19 protein-coding genes and 1 pseudogene are annotated in these 18148 nt (G+C 47.8%); 14 read left to right on the forward strand and 6 right to left on the reverse strand.

Annotated features, from left to right (window positions below; translation table 11 throughout):
- The first annotated feature begins 214 nt into the window (after positions 1–214).
- Genes QJ036_RS11520 through QJ036_RS11525 form a run of 3 tightly spaced genes read left to right on the forward strand, consistent with a single transcriptional unit; the run spans position 215 to position 1859 of the window.
- Positions 215–1078, forward strand: a complete 864-nt coding sequence (locus QJ036_RS11520; protein WP_331487542.1) for a DNA polymerase Y family protein — start codon at positions 215–217, stop codon at positions 1076–1078.
- Positions 1030–1461, forward strand: a complete 432-nt coding sequence (locus QJ036_RS14150; RefSeq protein WP_331487547.1) for a DinB/UmuC family translesion DNA polymerase — start codon at positions 1030–1032, stop codon at positions 1459–1461. The genes QJ036_RS11520 and QJ036_RS14150 overlap by 49 nt, the downstream gene beginning before the upstream one ends.
- 29 nt (positions 1462–1490) lie before the next feature.
- The gene (locus tag QJ036_RS11525) at positions 1491–1859 is read left to right on the forward strand and encodes a YkvA family protein (RefSeq protein WP_283231532.1); all 369 of its coding nucleotides are present in this window, start codon (positions 1491–1493) and stop codon (positions 1857–1859) included.
- Between the two features lie 152 nt (positions 1860–2011).
- On the opposite strand, the pseudogene QJ036_RS11530 reads toward QJ036_RS11525, so the two are convergent.
- Positions 2012–2569: pseudogene (locus QJ036_RS11530) on the reverse strand (IS66 family transposase); the annotation flags it as partial.
- A 78-nt stretch (positions 2570–2647) separates the two neighbouring features.
- Between QJ036_RS11530 and QJ036_RS11535 the strand changes: the two are divergent.
- A complete protein-coding gene (locus QJ036_RS11535) occupies positions 2648–2989 on the forward strand; it encodes a transposase (RefSeq protein ID WP_278826224.1) in 342 nt (113 codons plus the stop codon).
- Entirely contained in the window at positions 2986–3894 is a 909-nt protein-coding gene (locus QJ036_RS11540; protein WP_283231533.1) for an IS3 family transposase, read from the forward strand. The genes QJ036_RS11535 and QJ036_RS11540 overlap by 4 nt, the downstream gene beginning before the upstream one ends.
- Before the next feature lie 131 nt (positions 3895–4025).
- On the opposite strand, the gene tnpA is transcribed toward QJ036_RS11540, so the two are convergent.
- Positions 4026–4412 (reverse strand): IS66 family insertion sequence element accessory protein TnpA, encoded by a 387-nt coding sequence (gene tnpA / locus QJ036_RS11545; protein WP_283231534.1) that lies wholly within the window; start codon positions 4410–4412, stop codon positions 4026–4028.
- Positions 4413–4795: 383 nt separating this feature from the next.
- Positions 4796–5281, reverse strand: a complete 486-nt coding sequence (locus QJ036_RS11550) for a helix-turn-helix domain-containing protein (RefSeq protein WP_283231535.1) — start codon at positions 5279–5281, stop codon at positions 4796–4798.
- Between the two features lie 198 nt (positions 5282–5479).
- Here QJ036_RS11550 and gatC point away from each other — a divergent pair, with 198 nt between their 5' ends.
- Genes gatC through gatB form a run of 3 tightly spaced genes read left to right on the forward strand, consistent with a single transcriptional unit; the run spans position 5480 to position 8420 of the window.
- Positions 5480–5761 (forward strand): Asp-tRNA(Asn)/Glu-tRNA(Gln) amidotransferase subunit GatC, encoded by a 282-nt coding sequence (gene gatC / locus QJ036_RS11555; RefSeq protein ID WP_283231536.1) that lies wholly within the window; start codon positions 5480–5482, stop codon positions 5759–5761.
- 11 nt (positions 5762–5772) lie between these two features.
- Positions 5773–6981, forward strand: coding sequence for an amidase family protein (locus tag QJ036_RS11560; RefSeq protein ID WP_283231537.1), 1209 nt, complete (start codon positions 5773–5775; stop codon positions 6979–6981).
- Positions 6982–6983: 2 nt separating this feature from the next.
- Positions 6984–8420 (forward strand): Asp-tRNA(Asn)/Glu-tRNA(Gln) amidotransferase subunit GatB, encoded by a 1437-nt coding sequence (gene gatB / locus QJ036_RS11565; RefSeq protein WP_331487544.1) that lies wholly within the window; start codon positions 6984–6986, stop codon positions 8418–8420.
- Positions 8421–8541: 121 nt separating this feature from the next.
- Here gatB and QJ036_RS11570 read toward each other — a convergent pair whose 3' ends face one another.
- Entirely contained in the window at positions 8542–8889 is a 348-nt protein-coding gene (locus QJ036_RS11570; protein WP_283231539.1) for a helix-turn-helix domain-containing protein, read from the reverse strand.
- Between the two features lie 267 nt (positions 8890–9156).
- Between QJ036_RS11570 and recA the strand changes: the two genes are divergently transcribed.
- The 5 genes from recA to QJ036_RS11595 all read left to right on the forward strand — a co-directional run bounded on the left by recA (position 9157) and on the right by QJ036_RS11595 (position 13762).
- A complete protein-coding gene (gene recA / locus QJ036_RS11575) occupies positions 9157–10197 on the forward strand; it encodes a recombinase RecA (protein WP_283231540.1) in 1041 nt (346 codons plus the stop codon).
- 146 nt (positions 10198–10343) lie between these two features.
- The gene (rny, locus tag QJ036_RS11580) at positions 10344–11891 is read left to right on the forward strand and encodes a ribonuclease Y (RefSeq protein ID WP_283231541.1); all 1548 of its coding nucleotides are present in this window, start codon (positions 10344–10346) and stop codon (positions 11889–11891) included.
- A 73-nt stretch (positions 11892–11964) separates the two neighbouring features.
- Complete coding sequence (locus QJ036_RS11585; protein WP_283231564.1) at positions 11965–12501, forward strand: NUDIX hydrolase; 537 nt, start codon at positions 11965–11967, stop codon at positions 12499–12501.
- A 90-nt stretch (positions 12502–12591) separates the two neighbouring features.
- Positions 12592–13170, forward strand: a complete 579-nt coding sequence (locus QJ036_RS11590; RefSeq protein WP_283231542.1) for a stage II sporulation protein M — start codon at positions 12592–12594, stop codon at positions 13168–13170.
- Positions 13171–13210: 40 nt separating this feature from the next.
- Positions 13211–13762, forward strand: coding sequence for a flavodoxin family protein (locus tag QJ036_RS11595; protein ID WP_283231543.1), 552 nt, complete (start codon positions 13211–13213; stop codon positions 13760–13762).
- 105 nt (positions 13763–13867) lie between these two features.
- Here the strand turns inward: QJ036_RS11595 and QJ036_RS11600 are convergent, their stop codons facing one another.
- Both QJ036_RS11600 and QJ036_RS11605 read right to left on the reverse strand, forming a co-directional pair.
- Positions 13868–14896: a 3-deoxy-7-phosphoheptulonate synthase gene (locus QJ036_RS11600; protein WP_283231544.1), complete on the reverse strand. Its 1029-nt coding sequence runs from the start codon at positions 14894–14896 to the stop codon at positions 13868–13870.
- Positions 14897–14914: 18 nt separating this feature from the next.
- The gene (locus QJ036_RS11605; RefSeq protein WP_283231545.1) at positions 14915–15799 is read right to left on the reverse strand and encodes a DUF368 domain-containing protein; all 885 of its coding nucleotides are present in this window, start codon (positions 15797–15799) and stop codon (positions 14915–14917) included.
- 253 nt (positions 15800–16052) lie between these two features.
- On the opposite strand from QJ036_RS11605, the gene QJ036_RS11610 reads away from it, so the two are divergent.
- Positions 16053–18113: an LTA synthase family protein gene (locus tag QJ036_RS11610; protein ID WP_283231546.1), complete on the forward strand. Its 2061-nt coding sequence runs from the start codon at positions 16053–16055 to the stop codon at positions 18111–18113.
- Positions 18114–18148: the final 35 nt, after the last annotated feature.

The raw sequence follows: 18148 nt of genomic DNA on the forward strand, positions 1-18148 counted from the left end.
GCATACTTAATTATACCACAGAGGGCAGGTTCTTCGGAACCTGCTTTTCTGTTTTTTACTGATTTTGGGGTATGAAAAGAGGGATGCTACACAACTAATTTTTTTTAGTTGTGCAACATCCCCCTCCTATTTTTATGAAATTGGTCGGATACTAGATTTTTGCGGCTTGGTCGACTATAATGATCGTAACCAATTGTGAGGGGGGGACTGCGCTTTGAAACGGCTGATATTCCATATCGATGTGAATAGTGCTTTCCTGTCTTGGGAGGCCGCTCGGCGTGTTTCCCAGGGCGAGGATGATATTCGCAAGATTCCTTCAGCGATTGGCGGCGACCGCGAAAAGCGTACTGGCGTCATTCTGGCCAAGTCAATCCCAGCCAAAAAGTACGGGATCAAGACCGGGGATCCTGTTGCTATGGCACTTCGCAAATGCCCCGATCTATTCTTAACTCGTCCCGATTTCCGGCTTTACGAACAGTCCTCAAAGGCGTTCATGGACATTGTGCGCTCCTATGCCCCTGTCGTGGAGAAGTATTCCATTGACGAGCGCTTTGCCGATTTCTCCGGGACGCAGAATGTCTATCCTGACCCCATCGCCCTGGCACATACCATTAAAGACAGAATCCGGGATGAACTTAGCTTTACGGTAAACGTGGGTATTGGCGACTGCAAGCTCCTGGCAAAGATGGCCAGCGATTTTGAGAAGCCAGACAAAGTGCATACCCTTTTCCTCTCTGAGATACAAGTGAAGATGTGGCCGCTCCCTGTCCGTGAGCTATTCACGGTTGGGGCGTCCACTGCTGAGAAGCTGGAGAAGGCAAGAATACGGACAATCGGCGATCTTGCCAACACAGACCTATCCAGGGTTCAGAAACTGGTCGGCATGAAGCTGGGGCAGCAGATCCACGATTACGCGAATGGCATTGATCCCTCGCCAGTCCTGGCAGCCCCAGAGGAGGCCAAGGGCTACAGCATCTCCACTACCCTGGAAGAAGTGTTGTCACGGCTGAGCAGGCCCACGCCATCCTCCTGGCCCTCTCAGACAGCGTCACAGCCCGGATGCGGGCTGACGGGGTGAAAGCGTGCTGTGTTGCGGTATCAATCCGTTCTAACGACTTCAGGACGCGCTCCCACCAAAAGAAACTGGCAGACCCCACTGACATTTCCAGGGAGGTCTACCAGTTAAACAAACAGCTATTCTCGGAACTGTGGGACGGCCATACGCCCTTGCGACTTCTGGGCGTTTCCCTAACAGACATAACCCACGAGGACAGCGCCCAGCTTTCCCTTTTCTCGGATGAGGCCAGGGAGCGGGCTAGGCGGCTCGATAAGGCTACCGATGCCATCAACGGCAAATATGGTGCTGCCATCATCGTTCGTGGCTCCAGCGTTCAATCTAACCTCGATGTTGGCAAGAAGTACCGCGCCCAGATGGAACTGAAAAAGAAGCAACAAGGATGAAATTGCACTGACCCAGTGGGGTAAAATATATGGATCTGAAAAAACGAGTAGCGGCCCTCAAAACAGATATTCCAGCCGTGTTCCTCGCCTTGAAAGCAAAAGAGACACCGCTCATTGCAAAGATTGTAGCGGGTATCACCGTGGCGTATGCATTATCGCCGATTGACCTCATTCCTGACTTTATACCGATTTTGGGGTATTTGGATGACGTCATCCTTCTTCCCACGCTGGTATCCTTGACGCTGAAGCTCATCCCTCCTGATGTGTTTGCCAACTATCGTGAGCAGGCAAAGGGTATGTGGGTGGATGGGAGGCCAAAGAAATGGTACTACGCCATCCCCATTATTCTTGTATGGGCACTGATAGTTTTTCTCGTTGTAAAAGCGATTCTCTTTTGACTTGGGTTTCGCTGAGGGCTGAAGCCCTCTAGGTTTTCTAACTTGACTTCCCCCTGGGGGTTCAACTGCACCCTCTGGGGGTTCATTTGTAAACGCTCCATAGCGTGTACTCCTATTAAATAAAGGGCTGTTTTCACAGCCCTGACAAATCGTTACTTATTTTTACGGATGCGATCTGGCAATGCAGGCGACCATGGTAGCAAGTCTTCCATGAATTTCAGATCATGATCATCCATGTGTTTTGGAATCTCGCTCAGCAGATGTTCAAAGTACTCATACGGTTTCAGATTATTCGCCTTCGCAGTCTCTGCAATGCTGTAGATGACGGCTGATGCATTAGCACCATTGATTGTATCAATCATCTGCCAGTTTTTGCGGCCGACTGTAAAGCCTCGGATCGCACGTTCACTGGCGTTGTTGTCCATCGGCACATCACCGTCAGTAAGGAACACCTTCAGATATTTTTCCTGATTCAGGGCATAGTTGAACGCTTCACGCATTTTTCCTTTCGCCTGAATCCTTGGTTCATTCTGCTTCAGATATAAGAACAGGGCATCGACCAGCGGTTTGATCACTACCTCGCGTTGTTTCAGCCGTTCTTCGGATGAAAGATTCTTCAGCTTGCCTTCTTCATCATAGATTGCCTGAATCTGCTTCATTACCAGATATCCGATCGTATTCTTCTGTTCCTTTTTCGGTATCTGTTCCAGGTGATGTTGTATAAATAAAGTTGACACCTTATTCTCAAAGAATTCATGTATAATAAAGAGAATAAGGAGGAACTCTCAATGTCACGTACCCAACGTAAATACGACCACGAATATAAGGTCCAGGCTGTCAAACTTGCCAGAGAAATCGGCGGTGCTAAGGCAGCCAAAGAATTAGGTATTCCAGAAGGAACCATCCATACATGGCTGAAAGCAGTTAGAGCCGGCACATTGGATATTGGCGACGGTGCACATACTCCAGATAGTGCAATGAGCCTCGCTGAGGAACTTGCTATGCTCCGTAAACGCGTTAAGGATCAGGATAAAGAAATCCGGCGTCTGAAAGAGGAAAATGAATTTCTCGAGGAAGCAAGTGCTTTTTTCGCAGCCAGCCGTCGGAAGTCAGCAAGAACCAAAGAATGATGTTCATTGCCATAAAAACGGAAGACGGCGCGATTAAGGGAAAACTCTCATTCTATTGCCGGATGCTTGGTGTCAGCCGCCAGGGGTTCTACAAATATCTTGCTCATAAAGACCGGCCCTGGAAATATCAGGATCTCGCTGATGCTATAAGAGCAATCCATACGGAGGATGAATACAATGATACCTATGGGCGTATTCGCATGTATCAGGCACTTCTCCTTAAGAAACCGGAAGGACTCAAGATTCCTAGTGAGCGAACCGTCTACAGGGTCATGGATGAAATAGGCCTTAGTCATCGACCAAAACGTAAGCCGAATGGTATTACCAAGGCGGATCGGGAAGCTCGTAAGTCAGATGATCTTCTGAAGCGAGATTTCAAATCCGATAAGCCACTTGAAAAATGTGTAACTGACATCACCGAAATCAAGGCTAAAGATGGAAAATTATATGTTTCAGCTATCTTTGACTGCTTTGATTCCAGTGTCCTTGGTCTGGCAATGGAAACCAACATGAAAGCAACTTTGTGCGAGCATACCCTGGATAATGCCTATCTGGCATATCCTGATCCGCGAGGGGCTATTGTACACTCTGACAGAGGAACACAATATACCAGTGAAACCTATCGTAAGGTTCTTGCTAAATACGGTATTATTCAAAGCATGAACAGTGCTGGTGGCAGGTGTCACGATAATGCCCGATGCGAAAGCATGTGGGCCAGAATGAAAAGCGAGCTTCTCTATGACCGCTACAATACGGAGACTATGACCACAGAGGAACTGAAGGTTCTCATTTGGAGATATTTCATCAGTTACTGGAATAACAGGAGGATCTGCTCTGCTAACGGTGGGCTTCCTCCGAGCATCAAGCGCCAGAGATACTATCGATCTTTGGACCTGGCTGCATAGTCAGTGATATCTTTGAGATAAATGTGTCAACCAATATTGACAATATCAGAATGATGTTTGACAGGCTCTCCAGACCACGACGAAGATCAGAGTATCCGGTAGCTATGAAGACTTTTTTAAAGCAGGACGCATTATTCAGCATTGATCAGGCCTCCGACAGCATTGATCAGATCTGGTGATGCAGAATTAGTAAGTCCAATGAGGAGCCCTTTTGCCTGAATAACTGCATCTGGTTTAAAACCGTTATAAACGGAACCTTCTGATGTATTTTGTTCGAACTTCAACTCCACAAATGGAACGGTTGTGGGCTGTAGAACTGTCGGAAGTGACGAAGCTTTATCTGCCGGAACAGCTAATGCATAAGCTTCCCGACGAAGGATCTTCTGCCAGTAAAAAAATGCTTTGTCAGATATCCCGTTTTGCTTACACCAGGCTGTTTTTGACTGCCCGCTCGCAAGACATTCGGAGATGATCTTCGACCATTGTTCGCGACGCATCTGATGAGTAATCTTTTCCATTTTTAATATCCTCCCAAAAACTCGTTAGTTTTTTAGAGAGATTATCCCAGAAAATGGAAGTTGAAACTAGACACGTACTATGGAGCGTTTACATCGGAATGATCAGACTCCTTAACATGTTTGAAACAGAGCAAGAGATCTGCTCCTATTTGCATTATATATTATCATTTCCTACAGGTATATGTTCTGAGTGTGTTTCAGTGCGGCACATTCCAAGGTCATTCTTCGGTTGGAAGCTTTTTATGTTTTTGCGAGTTTGCGGATGGTCTTTCCATAATCCTTCACAATAAGCTTTACAACCTTATCCATTTCGACCTTTTCAGACTTTGGCATTTTTTTCTTTAATTCTTCGGCTGTCATGGCTTAATTATACCATATCCTCTTTATTTCTTCGGATACTCCCAGCTCTTCCGGATATATATTCCGTTCTCTTTGAGGACTTTGCGGATGGTATCTCCGCCAATCCCCACGATGGCTCCAACTTCTTTTGGGGTCTTCATTTCGGCATATAGCTCAATAATCTTTTTGACCAGTTCTGGTTTTGTGGTGGCCTGATGGGATACTTCGACTCCATTGCGCTTCAGAGTGTCGCTGATAGTTCTGCGGTGGCAGCCGAATTCCTTGGCTAGTTCGTAGCTTGAGGCGCCATTCTTATATCTTTCGCAAATAGTTTGAATTTCTAATTCAGAGAGATTTTTCTGTTGCTGAGTGATGGTTTTTACTGTAGAATTTGGGGCGTAGGATAAATCTGTGATTGATGGATCTATGGTCGGCTTTACAGCATTGAGTTCGGATTCTGTGCGTTTTATTCCAGAAAAAAACGCCGTGAATGGGGCGGTGTTCACAAGCCAGATTTTCAGTCCGTGCACGATGAAAGGCTCTCTGCAATCCCTTTTCATCCGTCAAGCTACTTGCGTTCTTTTATAAAGTATTATAAAATAAAAAATGAAAGAAAATTTTGCGAAATCAGGCTGCAAACAGTCGATTTCGAAATATTGGGGAACTGTCTTTTGTTCCGTCAGGGAAAAAGGCAGCTCCTTTTTTATCAATGGGAGGGAAACGAAGGGATGGATCAGGAAGCATTAAAACGATTGGAAAGACTCAATAAGCTTCGGCTTACGGAGGAAGAAACTGCAGCGATGCTGGATTATTTTCAGATGCAGCGCAGGGAACTGGAAAGTCTCCATGCAGTCAACACAGAACAGGTAGAGCGCATGGTGCACGTTATGCCTATGACCAATATTATCAGAGAAGACAAGGCCAGCCAGCCATTTACCCGTGAGGAGCTTCAGGAGGGAGCTCCGGAGTCGTATGACGGATACTGGCAGGTGCCCCGTCTTGTGGATTAATGGAGGAAAGGATGACGACGATGAAAGTATATATCAGTGAAGCACAGGCGACCGAAAACAAAGTGGCGCTGGATGATATGATCCTGACAACGAAGCTGCCCACAACTGCAGGCTCCAGAATGCTGGATGACTACAGAAGTCTGTTTGATGCAGAGGTGGTGACGCGGCTTGAGACAGCAGGTTATGAAATTGCAGGAAAGGTGAATGTGGGAGAGTTTGCCATTGATCTGTTGGGGGAGACCTCATATTATGGTCCATGTGAAAAGGATGGGCTTCTGACCGGCGCAGCTGCCGAGCTTCTGGAAAGGGATGAAGTAAAGGCTGTGGTCAGTCTGGATGTAAATGGAGCGCCAAGGAGAACAGCGGCTCTTGCAGGCCTTATCTGTATCAAACCTACCTACGGAACAGTCTCCAGGTATGGAACCATTCCGGCAGCCTGTTCTGGTGAAACCATCTGCGTAACAGCAGGAAATGCAGAGACCTGCCGCGAGATCCTTTCGGTGATCGTAGGGCATGACTGCAAGGATGGCACGAGTCTTCCGGAGGATGCGTGCGAACGTCTGAAGACAGAGGCGGAAAGAACGCCGGTGAAGAAGATCGCAGTTGCCAAAGCCATGGAAGCAGCTGCCGATGAGGCGGTCAGAGAGAAGATAGAACAGTTGAAAACCAGGGCGGCAAAATGCGGCATTGAGGTGATCGAGATTGAAGCAGAAGAACTTCTTTTGGCAAAGCCGGCGTGGAATATTCTGATGTCCGCTGAGGTGTGCAATAATGTATCCCGGTATGACGGCATCAAGTTTGGATATCGTACTCCCCATTATGAGGATATCGATGAGCTTTATACCAACAGCAGAACGGAGGCTTTTGGATTTCTCCTGAAATCAACCGTATTGTTCGGCTCGGATGTATTGTCTACGGATAATTACTGGAAAGCATATGACAAATCCCTGCGGATCCGCCGGGTACTCAGTGAATACCTGAACCGGATATTCGGTGAAGTGGATGCCATTGTGCTTCCGGCATGCGGGAAAGAAGCCTATAGCGGAGAGATGGTGAAAGAAAATCCGTACATCGCTTATGATGAGAGTCTCTTCACGGCTCCCTCCTCCATTACCGGATATCCTGCGCTGGTTACAGAAGGGGTTCAGTTGATGGGAAACATGTTCTCGGAAAACAGCCTTCTTGATCTGGCACTTATGTTTGAAAAGGAGGGGAAATGATCATGAAATATGAAACTGTCATCGGACTGGAGGTTCATGTAGAACTTGCCACCGAATCAAAAATATTCTGCTCCTGTTCTGCAAAATTCGGCGCAGAACAGAATGAGCATGTATGCCCTGCCTGCTGCGGCATGCCCGGGATGCTCCCCGTTGTGAATAAAAGAGTTGTGGATCTTGGCATGACAGCAGGGATGATGTTGAATTGTGACATCAATCGCGTGACCACCTTTGACAAAAAGAGCTACTATTATCCGGATCTTCCCGCCTCCTATCAGACGACCCAGTGGTTTGCTCCCATTTGCGTCAACGGAACGGTGGATATCAGGACTTCTGCAGGAGAGAAGAAGATAAGGATCAAGCAGATTCATATGGAAGAGGATGCCGGCAAGCTGGTCCATGATGACTGGACCGACACTTCTCTGGTGGATTTCAACAGGACAAGTGTACCGCTGATCGAGATTGTAAGCCAGCCGGATCTTTCCAGTGCTGAGGAGGTTCTTGCTTATCTGGAACGTCTGAGGGATCTGCTCCGCTTTGCAAAGGTTTCAGACTGCCGGTGGGAGCAGGGCTCCATGAGATGTGATGTCAATCTTTCTGTCCGCCCGGAAGGCAGCGATGTGCTGGGAGTAAGGACAGAGATGAAAAATATGAATTCTCTGTCTGCCATTGAACGCGCAATTGAATATGAAACGGCAAGGCATATCGATGCCATTGAGCGCGGAATCGGAGAGCTGGTGCAGGAGACCCGTCGCTGGGATGATATCAAAGGGAAGAGTTATTCCATGAGAAATAAGGAAACGGCGGGAGATTACCGGTATTTCCCTGACCCTAATATTATGCCGGTCGTGATCGACGATGACTGGTACGACAGGATCCGCGCGTCACTTCCCGATTTCCCTGAGGTGAAGAAGGCCCGTTATATGGAGGAACTGGGACTGAGCGAGTATGATGCAGACCAGCTGATCCAGAGTAGGGCATTCTGTGATGTGTTTGAAGCTGCATATGCAGAATGCGGCATGGCAAAGGAAGCAGCCAACTGGCTGATTTCTGACTGTGCTTCGGTGCTGAATAAGAATCAGCAGACCTTTGACATGCTGAACATAAACGGGAAAGCTCTCGGACAGCTGATCAGGCTGGTGGCAGAAGAGAAGGTGAGCCGGGGCAATGCAAAGCGCATTCTGGCGGAAATGTTCAAAAAGGATATCGATCCGGAGGAATTTGCAAAGGCTAACGGCTTGATCCTTTCCAATGATACTGGTGCCATTGAAGCTGTGGTAAAAAATGTGATCGTTTCCGATCCGAAATCCGTTGCTGATTATAAAGGCGGTAAGGAAAAAGCGCTGATGGCTCTCTTCGGAAAATGTATGAAGGAGCTGAAAGGAAACTGCAACCCTCAGGTGCTGAGAGAGTTATTGATCAAAGCGATCAATGAAGAATAGAAAAATAGGAAAACAGGCTGATCCGGCGGTAGAATACCGCCGGATTGGTTCGTTAAGTACCATCTGGAATGAGAGTATAGGCTGATCCAGCGGTACAATACCGTTTTTTCAGGCATATTTATTATCTGGTTGAATCACGCTCAATGCGGCAGAGCTCCCGGATCTTTTCAGCATAGGAAAGAAGGCGTTTTCTGTCTGCAGCATCAAGCTCATGGTATATGGAAAGCAGCGTAGTTTCCTCTTCTGATTTGTTTTTCCAGCCGAGAAGATCATCCGGAGGAATCGAAAGGGAAGCGGCGATGGCTTTCAATTTATCCAGCGGAATGTTGGTAATCATGTCGTTTTCATATTTATATATGGTTTGTTTGGTCGATCCGATTTTTTCTGCCAGCGCAGACTGGGAAAGACCGGAAGCCTTTCGGGCGGATCGGATCCTGGCCCCTGTGGTTTGCGTTTGTTCTGTATTCATATTCTGCCCTCAAAACAAAAATTCGGTAAAAAGTATCTTGATTATATCATAAAAATTGAAAAAAGTCAAGAAAAGTATCTTGACAAGTTACTTTCGGCGCGCCATAATATAGTCAGTGGCAACAGACAGATCATTCGGCCAGATTCAGAAGTGTTTCCGGGATTCTCCCCAATTTTCTCCACGAAACAGGTTGACTTTTGAGAAAAACTATATTACTATATTTACAGTGAGGGACGAACATTCGTTCTGATAGACGGAGGGTGAATTATGATTAAAGAAGAGAAGCAGAAAGCATTGGATGCGGCATTGATGAGTATCGAAAAAGCATATGGCAAGGGTTCCATCATGCGGCTGGGTGATTCTTCTGCCAATATGAATATTGAGACGATTCCCACCGGCTCTCTGAGTCTGGATATTGCACTGGGACTGGGCGGTGTTCCCAGAGGACGTATTGTGGAGATTTACGGACCCGAGTCCAGTGGCAAGACGACAGTGGCGCTTCATATGGTAGCCGAGGTACAGAAGCGTGACGGGATCGCAGGCTTTATTGATGCAGAGCATGCGCTGGATCCGGCTTATGCAAAGAAAATAGGAGTTGATATTGACAACCTCTATATTTCCCAGCCCGACAGCGGCGAGCAGGCCCTGGAGATTACAGAGACCATGGTGCGTTCCGGAGCCGTGGATATTGTGATCGTGGACTCTGTGGCAGCACTTGTGCCGAAGGCTGAGATCGACGGCGATATGGGAGACAGTCATGTGGGGCTCCAGGCACGTTTGATGTCTCAGGCTCTCAGAAAGCTGACAGCAGTCATCAGCAAGTCCAACTGTGTCGTGATCTTTATCAATCAGCTTCGTGAGAAGGTGGGCGTTATGTTCGGCAATCCGGAAACTACCACAGGAGGCCGTGCGCTGAAATTTTATTCCTCTGTCCGTCTGGATGTCCGCAGAGTGGAGAGCCTCAAGCAGGGAGGCGAGGTTGTCGGAAACCATGTCCGTGTCAAAGTGGTCAAGAATAAGGTGGCACCGCCCTTCAGAGAGGCGGAGTTCGATATTATGTTTGGTAAGGGCATTTCCAGAGAGGGAGATATCCTGGATCTTGCGGCCAAGGAAAACATCGTGGAGAAGAGCGGGGCATGGTATGCCTATGGCGGCAATAAAATCGGCCAGGGCCGTGAAAATGCCAAGATTTTCCTGGCAAATAATCCTGCCGTGATGGAAGAAATTGAGAAAAAAGTCCGGGTTCACTATGGTTTTGAGGAGGCTGATCCGGAGAGCGCGCAGGCGGAGGAAAAGAAAGAAAAATAATTTCAGACGTTTCCTCAACAGGGTGTAATAATGCTTGACAGTAGCGGGAAAAAAGTTTAAAATTGTATTGTTGTAGTGCTTATGGTATGTCTGCCATTACGTGCGATAAGTGATGTACAATGAAAACTAAATAAGGAGGTGCTCCTGTGGGAGGAACTATAATTGCTGTAGTTATTACGCTGTGTGTTGTAGCTCCTATAACTTGGTTTATTGCGATCGAATACCGCAAGAAGGTATATGAAAGCAAAATCGGCAAGGCAGAAGAAAAGTCGAGAGAAATCATAGATGAGGCATTGAAAGTTGCGGAAACCAAGAAGCGCGAAGCTCTCTTAGAGGCCAAAGAAGAATCCATGAAGACAAAGAATGATCTGGAGAAAGAGGTTCGTGAGAGAAGAGCGGAGATACAGCGTTATGAGAGGCGGGTATTAAGCAAAGAAGAGAATTTGGAAAAAAGGTCCGAGGCACTGGAGAAGAAGGAATCCAGCCTGTCATCCAAGGAAGAGCAGTTGACCAAGAGAAAGAAAGAGGTTGAAGAGCTTTTCGATAAGGAAGTACAAGAGCTGGAGAGAATTTCCGGATTTACCTCCGAACAAGCAAAAGAATATCTTTTAAAAACTGTTGAAAATGATGTTAAACATGATACTGCGAAGCTGGTAAAAGAGCTGGAAGCAAAGGCAAAGGAAGAGGCGGGGAAGAAAGCAAAGGAATATGTTGTTACCGCTATTCAGAAATGTGCCGCTGATCATGTGGCAGAATCTACGATTTCTGTTGTTCAGCTTCCCAATGATGAGATGAAGGGACGGATCATCGGACGTGAAGGCCGGAATATCCGTACACTTGAGACACTTACCGGTGTTGATCTGATCATTGATGATACTCCTGAGGCGGTGATCCTGTCAGGATTTGATCCCATCAGGCGTGAGGTAGCCAGAATCGCTCTGGAAAAACTGATTCTGGATGGACGGATCCATCCGGCCAGAATTGAGGAAATGGTTGAAAAAGCTCAGAAGGAAGTCGACACCATGATCCGTGAAGAAGGCGAGGCAGCAGTTCTCGAGGTTGGTATTCACGGTATTCATCCCGAACTGGTGAAGCTTTTGGGCAAGATGAAGTTCAGGACCAGTTATGGTCAGAACGCTTTGAAGCATTCGATTGAGGTTGCACATCTGTCAGGTCTTCTGGCAGCCGAGATTGGTGTAGATGTGCGGATGGCAAAAAGAGCCGGTTTGCTGCATGATATTGGTAAGGCAGTAGACCATGAAATGGAAGGCTCACATATTCAGCTGGGTGTTGAATTATGTAGGAAATACAAAGAGTCTGCTGTTGTTATCAATGCAGTGGAATCTCACCATGGCGATGTAGAGCCGGAGACGTTGATTGCCTGTATCGTACAGGCTGCAGATACGATTTCTGCAGCACGTCCTGGTGCGCGTCGTGAGACAATCGAAACATATACCAACAGATTAAAACAATTAGAAGATATTACCAACACCTTCAAGGGTGTGGACAAATCTTTTGCTGTTCAGGCAGGACGTGAAGTTCGTATTATGGTAGTGCCGGAGCAGGTAAGCGATGATGATATGGTTTTGATGGCAAGAAATATTGCAAAACAGATTGAGTCAGAGCTTGAATATCCCGGACAGATTAAAGTAAACGTAATCCGTGAATCGAGAGTTACAGATTACGCAAAGTAATAGGCTGAAAAGCGGAAGAAATTGGTGAGTTTCTTCCGCTTTTTTTATCAGAGGAAGAAGGGAAAGAGGGATAATCATGGAGGATATCAGACGGATCAGGCGGGAACTGGTTTATAAGGGGAAGATCCTGAATTTTTATGAGGACTATATGGCTTTGCCCAATGGGAATACGGCTGTATGGGATTTTATCGAGCACAAGGGAGCTGCTGCAGTGGTACCGGTGACTTCTGACGGAAAGATCCTGATGGTACGTCAGTATCGGAATGCACTGGAACGGTATACTCTGGAAATTCCGGCGGGTGCTGTCAACTATCTGGGGGAGCCGAAGGAAGAGTGTGCAGCCAGGGAACTGGAGGAGGAGACGGGATATCGGGCAGGAAAGCTGGAGTGGCTGATGAATGTCAATACTACGGTAGCCTTCTGTAATGAACTCATTGGGATCTATGTGGCTCAGGACCTGATTCCTACCAGTCAGCATCTTGACGAGGATGAGTTTTTGAATGTGGAAAAACATGATCTGGATGAGCTTCTTGCCATGGTTTATGACGGGAGGATCACCGACGGAAAGACAGCGGCAGCGCTGCTGGCCTATCGCGTGAAATACAGGTAAGACCAAGAGCTCTTCCCAGGTGGGGAGCTTTACAGCATAACATGGACATTCCCATCATATAGTAGCTTTAAGGCGAGGATGGAGGATGTCATGGATCGGAAAAAAAGGTTTATTCAGACGGCAGTGGTCGTTTTTGCAGCTTTTTTGATTGTTGGAACAGTGGCGGCCAATCTGAGCAAAAGCCATGGCCAGGATGGGTGGCAGCTGTATTTCAGCCAGCTTGGTGAGGCTTTGAATCAGAAGGATTTTGCAAGAGAAAGTTATTTTTTCTATGTGCTGCGGCTGCGGCTGACAGAGACGGCAGCTCTGTGGCTGTTGTCCATGACAGCCTTTGGTGCAGTGAGCCTGTGGGCTGCCCTTGCATGGCTGGGATTTGCCTGCGGAGTTCGGATCTCGCTGGGAACCATGGTCTTTGGAAGGAGCGGTATTCTGTACTTTCTCTGCAGTATTTTTCCCCAGGCGGTTTTTTATGTGCCGGCTGTTTTGCTGCTGGGCATTCGTGGATTTCAGATCTATTCGTTCATGAAAAACCAAAAAAGCTGGGGACAGTATCGGCGCATACGGATGGGAAAGGATATGCTGCTTTTGATTATTCTGCTCCTTTGTCTGCTTCCGGGGATCATCTGCGAGTGTTATATCAATCCGCTGCTTTTGAGGGTGTTTTTTTAGTGTTTATAATGGAATCAATATAAGAAACGGAGGAAAAGAAATGAAGGTATTGATGTTAAACGGAAGTCCAAGAATGAAGGGAAACACGAGGACAGCCCTTTTGACTGTAAAAGAAGGAATCGAACGGGAATTGAAGCCGGAGTGTCTTGAATTTTATGACATTTCCCGACATAAGCTGTCCCCCTGCCTGGCCTGCGACGGATGCCAGAAGAACGGAGGAAACTGTGTACAGCCGGATGAGAGCGCGGAACTGATTCAGAAGATCTATGATGCGGATGTGGTTATTTTCGGTACGCCGGTATACTGGTGGGGGATGTCTGCACAGCTTAAAATGGCCATCGACAAGCTGTATTCCAAGGATGGACTTTTGAAACAGCAGGGCGGCAAGAAGATCGGTCTGGTAACTGTGGGAGCGGCAGATACCGAGGATCCGGAATACCGTCTGATCGAGGAACAGATGACCTGTATCTGCAATCATCTCAACTGGAAGCTGGCATTTTCCTATGGAATTTCTGCCTACAATCCCGGTGATCTGGAAAAGAATGAACAGGCTCTGGAAGTGCTGAAGGAAGCCTGGGGAACCCTGGAATAAACACTGCAAAAAGTTAAAAGAAAAACCGTCCGATGACGTTTTCCGTACCGTATATCTGTCGGAAAAGCTGTTGGACGGTTTTTGATTTGAAATAATCGGTCTGATTTAAAGAAGCTCTGCGATGTCATAGATCAGCTGTCTGGATTCTTCCCATCCAAGGCAGGGATCGGTGATGGAACAGCCGTAAATGTGGCCGCCTACCTTCTGACTTCCGGGCTCGATATAGCTTTCGATCATGACACCTTTCACCAGACTCCGGATATCCATGGAATGCTGGCGGCTGTGGAGAACCTCTTTAACGATGCGGATCTGCTCCTTGTACAGCTTGTTGGAATTAGAATGGTTGGCATCCACGATGCAGGCGGGATTCTTTAATTCCCGTTTCCCGTACATATCGCAGAGCAGACGCAGATCCTCATAATGGTAGTTGGGCTGGCTCTGACCGTGCTTGTTGACGGCACCACGCAGGATCGTATGGGCATAAGGATTTCCGTCGGTATGGACCTCCCAGCCGCGGTAGATGAAGGTGTGTCCGTGCTGAGCCGCCATCACAGAGTTCAGCATAACAGAAAAATCTCCGCTGGTGGGGTTTTTCATTCCGGTACCGACTTCCATGCCGCTGACGGTAAGGCGGTGCTGCTGGTTTTCCACGGAACGGGCACCTACTGCCACATAGGAAAGCAGATCGGAAAGGTAACGGTAATTTTCCGGATAGAGCATTTCATCGGCTGCAGAAAGGCCGCTTTCCTGTAGAACGCGCATATGCAGCTTGCGGATGGCCAGGATACCCTCGAACAGATCCGGTGCCTTTTCCGGATTGGGCTGATGAAGGATCCCTTTATATCCATCCCCGGTGGTACGTGGTTTATTGGTATAGACACGGGGAACGATGATCAGGTCATCTTTGGTGTCCTCCTGCACCTTAACCAGACGGGAAACATAATCGCATACGGAATCCTCATTGTCGGCAGAGCAGGGACCGACAATGACCAGAAATTTGTCACTGTTTCCAGTGAGTATGTCACGGATCTCCTGGTCCCGTTTGTGCTTTACCTGGGTGAGTTCCTCAGAGAGGGGAAACTGATGTCGGATTTCAGCTGGTGTAGGCAGCTTGCTGATGAATTCAAAGCCCATAAAACTGTCTCCTTTCTGTCAGGCGTGTTTTCTTCCCATGTACCAGGTGACAAACCCACCGGCAGCGAAAAGGATGATGCCGATGAGGAACCCGGGGATGGTAAAGTGTGCCAGAGCGTTGGTGTTATAAAAAATTCCAAAGGGCGAGGAAAGAATCAGGCCCAGGATTGCAGCGTAAGTAGAAACGGTATGCCGTTCAAAGAGGTATTCAATCAGCTTGGAGATCAGGAAGATTCCCAGAACCGCACCGATCCCAAAGGGGATCAGGATCCCCAGCTGAGCTGCCATGGCGGAAATACTACCGGCCTTGAGTCCGTCGATAAAGCTTGTGATGGAATTGATGATGCCGTAGTAATAACCGAGGATCATCATGATCATGGAGCCGCTGACTCCGGGAATCACCATGGTAGCGGAAGCAATCACACCCATAAAGAACAGGATGATCATCGTGCCGGGAGTGGCAGTCAGGATCATTAAAGTATCATCACTGCTTTTCAGAAGCGGCAGAGCGATGGCAAAGGCAAAAAGCAGAAGAAAGGCCAGTACATTGGCTGCGGTCAGGCGGCCGTTTTTGCTTTTTTTGATTCCCTCCTTCATATCCTTGAAAAGGACGGGAATACCGCCCAGGATCAGGCCGAGAAAAGCCAGACAGGTGGGAAGGGGCTGGTTGGCCAGCAGATATTTGATGGCGTAGGAAAATCCAACAATGCCGAGGGCACAGCCCAGAAGGATCGGAATCAGTGTGGCGATGCTCTTTTTGAAGTCCTTGAACAGGTGGGAAATGGAAGAGATCAGCCGGTTGTAAATGCCGAGAGAAACAGCCATGGTACCTCCGCTGACTCCGGGGATCACGTTGGCGATGCCGATGAGGGCTCCTTTTATGGTGTCCAAAATGAATTTCATAAATGAGAGATCCTTTCATACTCATAATAGTTATGTGTTCAACCACATATTATAGAAGGAAACCGTGGGGATGTCAAGAAAGGGAGGGGACATGGAAACGTAAAATCTGACAGAGCCGGGACCGTAAAATCGGGCGGGATTTCAGCATCAACATCAAAAAATCTTAAGAATTTAGTGTAATTCTCCTATAGGAATTCCATAAAAAATCTGTTATATTCATGGTGTGTCAGAAGAAGGAGGAAAAAGAAGTAAAATGGGAGAATTTTGGAAAAAACTGCAGGCAGGGATCGAGCGGCATCCGCTCCGTTCCGGATTTGCAGCTTCATTGATCTTGAATTTTCTGGTGGAGGTGTTGTCCAGGCGTTCATTGGTGAAGCCGATTCTGTTCCTTGTGACGAGACCTCACATCTTTCTTTATAACAGCTGCATTATTTTCTGGTTTTTTACATTGCTCCTTCTGGTGAGAAGGAAGCTTTTCGGAGGGATCGTGGTCAGCGTTGTCTGGCTGATCCTGGGTTTTGTGAATTTTGTGCTCCTTGGCTGCCGGGTCACACCCTTCAATGGAGCGGATCTTCGACTTACAAAGGATGCACTTGTCATAGCCGGGAAATATCTGACCTGGTGGCATCTGGTGCTGATCGGAGCTGCCGCAGTGGGGCTGATCATTGCCCTTGCGGTGTTGTTCCGAAAGCTGCCCAAATGGCCGAGAAAGCCCATATATATAAAGAGCCTCACCTTCGTGGTGTTTTATCTGCTGGCACTTTTGGGCGTGTTCAGTGTCGGGGTGAAAACGGGAGTCCTGTCCGATCAGTTCGGCAATCTGGCGCAGGCATATCTGGATTATGGCTTTCCCTTGTGCTTTTCCAACAGTCTGATCAACACAGGGATCAGCAAACCGGAGGATTACAGCGAGGAGGTCATCAACGAGATCAAAAATCAGGAGATCCTTCCGGAGGAGCACGGCTGGGCGCCGCTGGTTCTGGAGGATCGGCCCCAGGTCGTCAATCCCCACGGTGTGGCTGTGACAGAAAAAACCCCGAATATTATTTTTCTGCAGCTGGAATCCTTCAGTGATCCCCTGAAGTACCTGCATATGACCTGTTCTGAGGATCCCATTCCCAATTTCCGGAAGCTTTCGGACCGGTATTCCTCCGGGTATCTGTCAGTGCCGTCTGTGGGAGCGGGAACCGCCAATACGGAGTTTGAGGTCATTACCGGTATGAACCTGGACTTTTTCGGTCCGGGAGAATATCCCTACAAGACCGTCCTTCAGAAAGAAGTGTGTGAAAGTCTGTGCTTTGATCTGAAGGAGATCGGGTATCATGCCCAGGCGATCCACAACAATTCCGGCACCTTTTATGACCGGTATACGGTGTTTTCCCAGCTCGGCTTTGATACCTTTACTTCTCTGGAGTATATGTCCTCCTATGAGACCACTTATATGGGATGGGCAAAGGACAAGGTGCTTCGGGAACAGATCGGAAAGGTTATGAATTCCACCACCGGGGCGGACTTCATTTATACGATCTCTGTGCAGGGCCATGGATCCTATCCTGCGGAAAAGGTTCTTGATGATCCGGCGATCCGGGTGACCGGCCTTCCCACGGAGGAGGAGACAAATGCCATGGAGTATTATCTGCAGCAGATCCATGAGATGGATGCCTTTGTGGGGGAATTGATCACGTATCTGGAGAGCCGAAGCGAACCCACGATTCTGGTGATGTACGGGGATCATCTTCCAAGTCTGAATCTCACAGAGGAAAATCTGGAAAATGGGGATGTATTCCAGACAGAGTACGTCATCTGGGACAATATGGGCCTTCAGAGGGCGGTCAGGGACGTGGAGGCCTATCAGCTGGGAGCCTACGTGCTGGATAAGCTGAATATTAAGAAGGGAACCATGTTCCGCTTTCATCAGGCTTATCTTCAGGAGGAAGCACATACGGAAGAAGAGCAGCAGAAATATCTGGATGATATGAAGCTTCTGGAATATGATATTCTTTATGGAAATCAGGATATATTTGAGGGAGAAATGCCCTATGAGGCCACGGACCTCCATATGGGAGTACAGCCTGTCACCATCAGCAGACTTCTTCTGCAGGGAAACGGACTGTATGTGACCGGGTGGAACTACACACCCAACAGCGTGGTTTACATGGATGAGGAAGCCTGCGAGACGCATTTTGTTTCTTCCAATCTTCTCTACTGTGCAGATCTGGAGCTGGAAGAAGAAAGCTGTAAGGTCACAGTCAAGCAGGTCAGTGATGATAATATTGTCCTCAGCAGTTCGGATCCCTACGACCTAGAAAAGTGACAGCTTTTTATTGCCTTTGATCTTCAGATATGGTA

The organism is Fusibacillus kribbianus (assembly GCF_030053595.1).
Classification (GTDB): Bacteria; Bacillota; Clostridia; order Lachnospirales; family Lachnospiraceae; genus Lientehia; species Lientehia kribbiana.

Coding starts and splice junctions, on each gene's coding strand:
- QJ036_RS11525 (WP_283231532.1), top strand. CDS start 1,491: ATGGATCTGAAAAAACGAGTAGCGGCCCTCAAAACAGATATTCCAGCC.
- recA (WP_283231540.1), top strand. CDS start 9,157: ATGATTAAAGAAGAGAAGCAGAAAGCATTGGATGCGGCATTGATGAGT.
- QJ036_RS11595 (WP_283231543.1), top strand. CDS start 13,211: ATGAAGGTATTGATGTTAAACGGAAGTCCAAGAATGAAGGGAAACACG.
- QJ036_RS11570 (WP_283231539.1), bottom strand. CDS start 8,889: ATGAATACAGAACAAACGCAAACCACAGGGGCCAGGATCCGATCCGCC.
- QJ036_RS11560 (WP_283231537.1), top strand. CDS start 5,773: ATGACGACGATGAAAGTATATATCAGTGAAGCACAGGCGACCGAAAAC.
- QJ036_RS11600 (WP_283231544.1), bottom strand. CDS start 14,896: ATGGGCTTTGAATTCATCAGCAAGCTGCCTACACCAGCTGAAATCCGA.
- QJ036_RS11540 (WP_283231533.1), top strand. CDS start 2,986: ATGATGTTCATTGCCATAAAAACGGAAGACGGCGCGATTAAGGGAAAA.
- QJ036_RS11605 (WP_283231545.1), bottom strand. CDS start 15,799: ATGAAATTCATTTTGGACACCATAAAAGGAGCCCTCATCGGCATCGCC.
- QJ036_RS11535 (WP_278826224.1), top strand. CDS start 2,648: ATGTCACGTACCCAACGTAAATACGACCACGAATATAAGGTCCAGGCT.
- gatC (WP_283231536.1), top strand. CDS start 5,480: ATGGATCAGGAAGCATTAAAACGATTGGAAAGACTCAATAAGCTTCGG.
- QJ036_RS11590 (WP_283231542.1), top strand. CDS start 12,592: ATGGATCGGAAAAAAAGGTTTATTCAGACGGCAGTGGTCGTTTTTGCA.
- QJ036_RS11610 (WP_283231546.1), top strand. CDS start 16,053: ATGGGAGAATTTTGGAAAAAACTGCAGGCAGGGATCGAGCGGCATCCG.
- gatB (WP_331487544.1), top strand. CDS start 6,984: ATGAAATATGAAACTGTCATCGGACTGGAGGTTCATGTAGAACTTGCC.
- tnpA (WP_283231534.1), bottom strand. CDS start 4,412: ATGGAAAAGATTACTCATCAGATGCGTCGCGAACAATGGTCGAAGATC.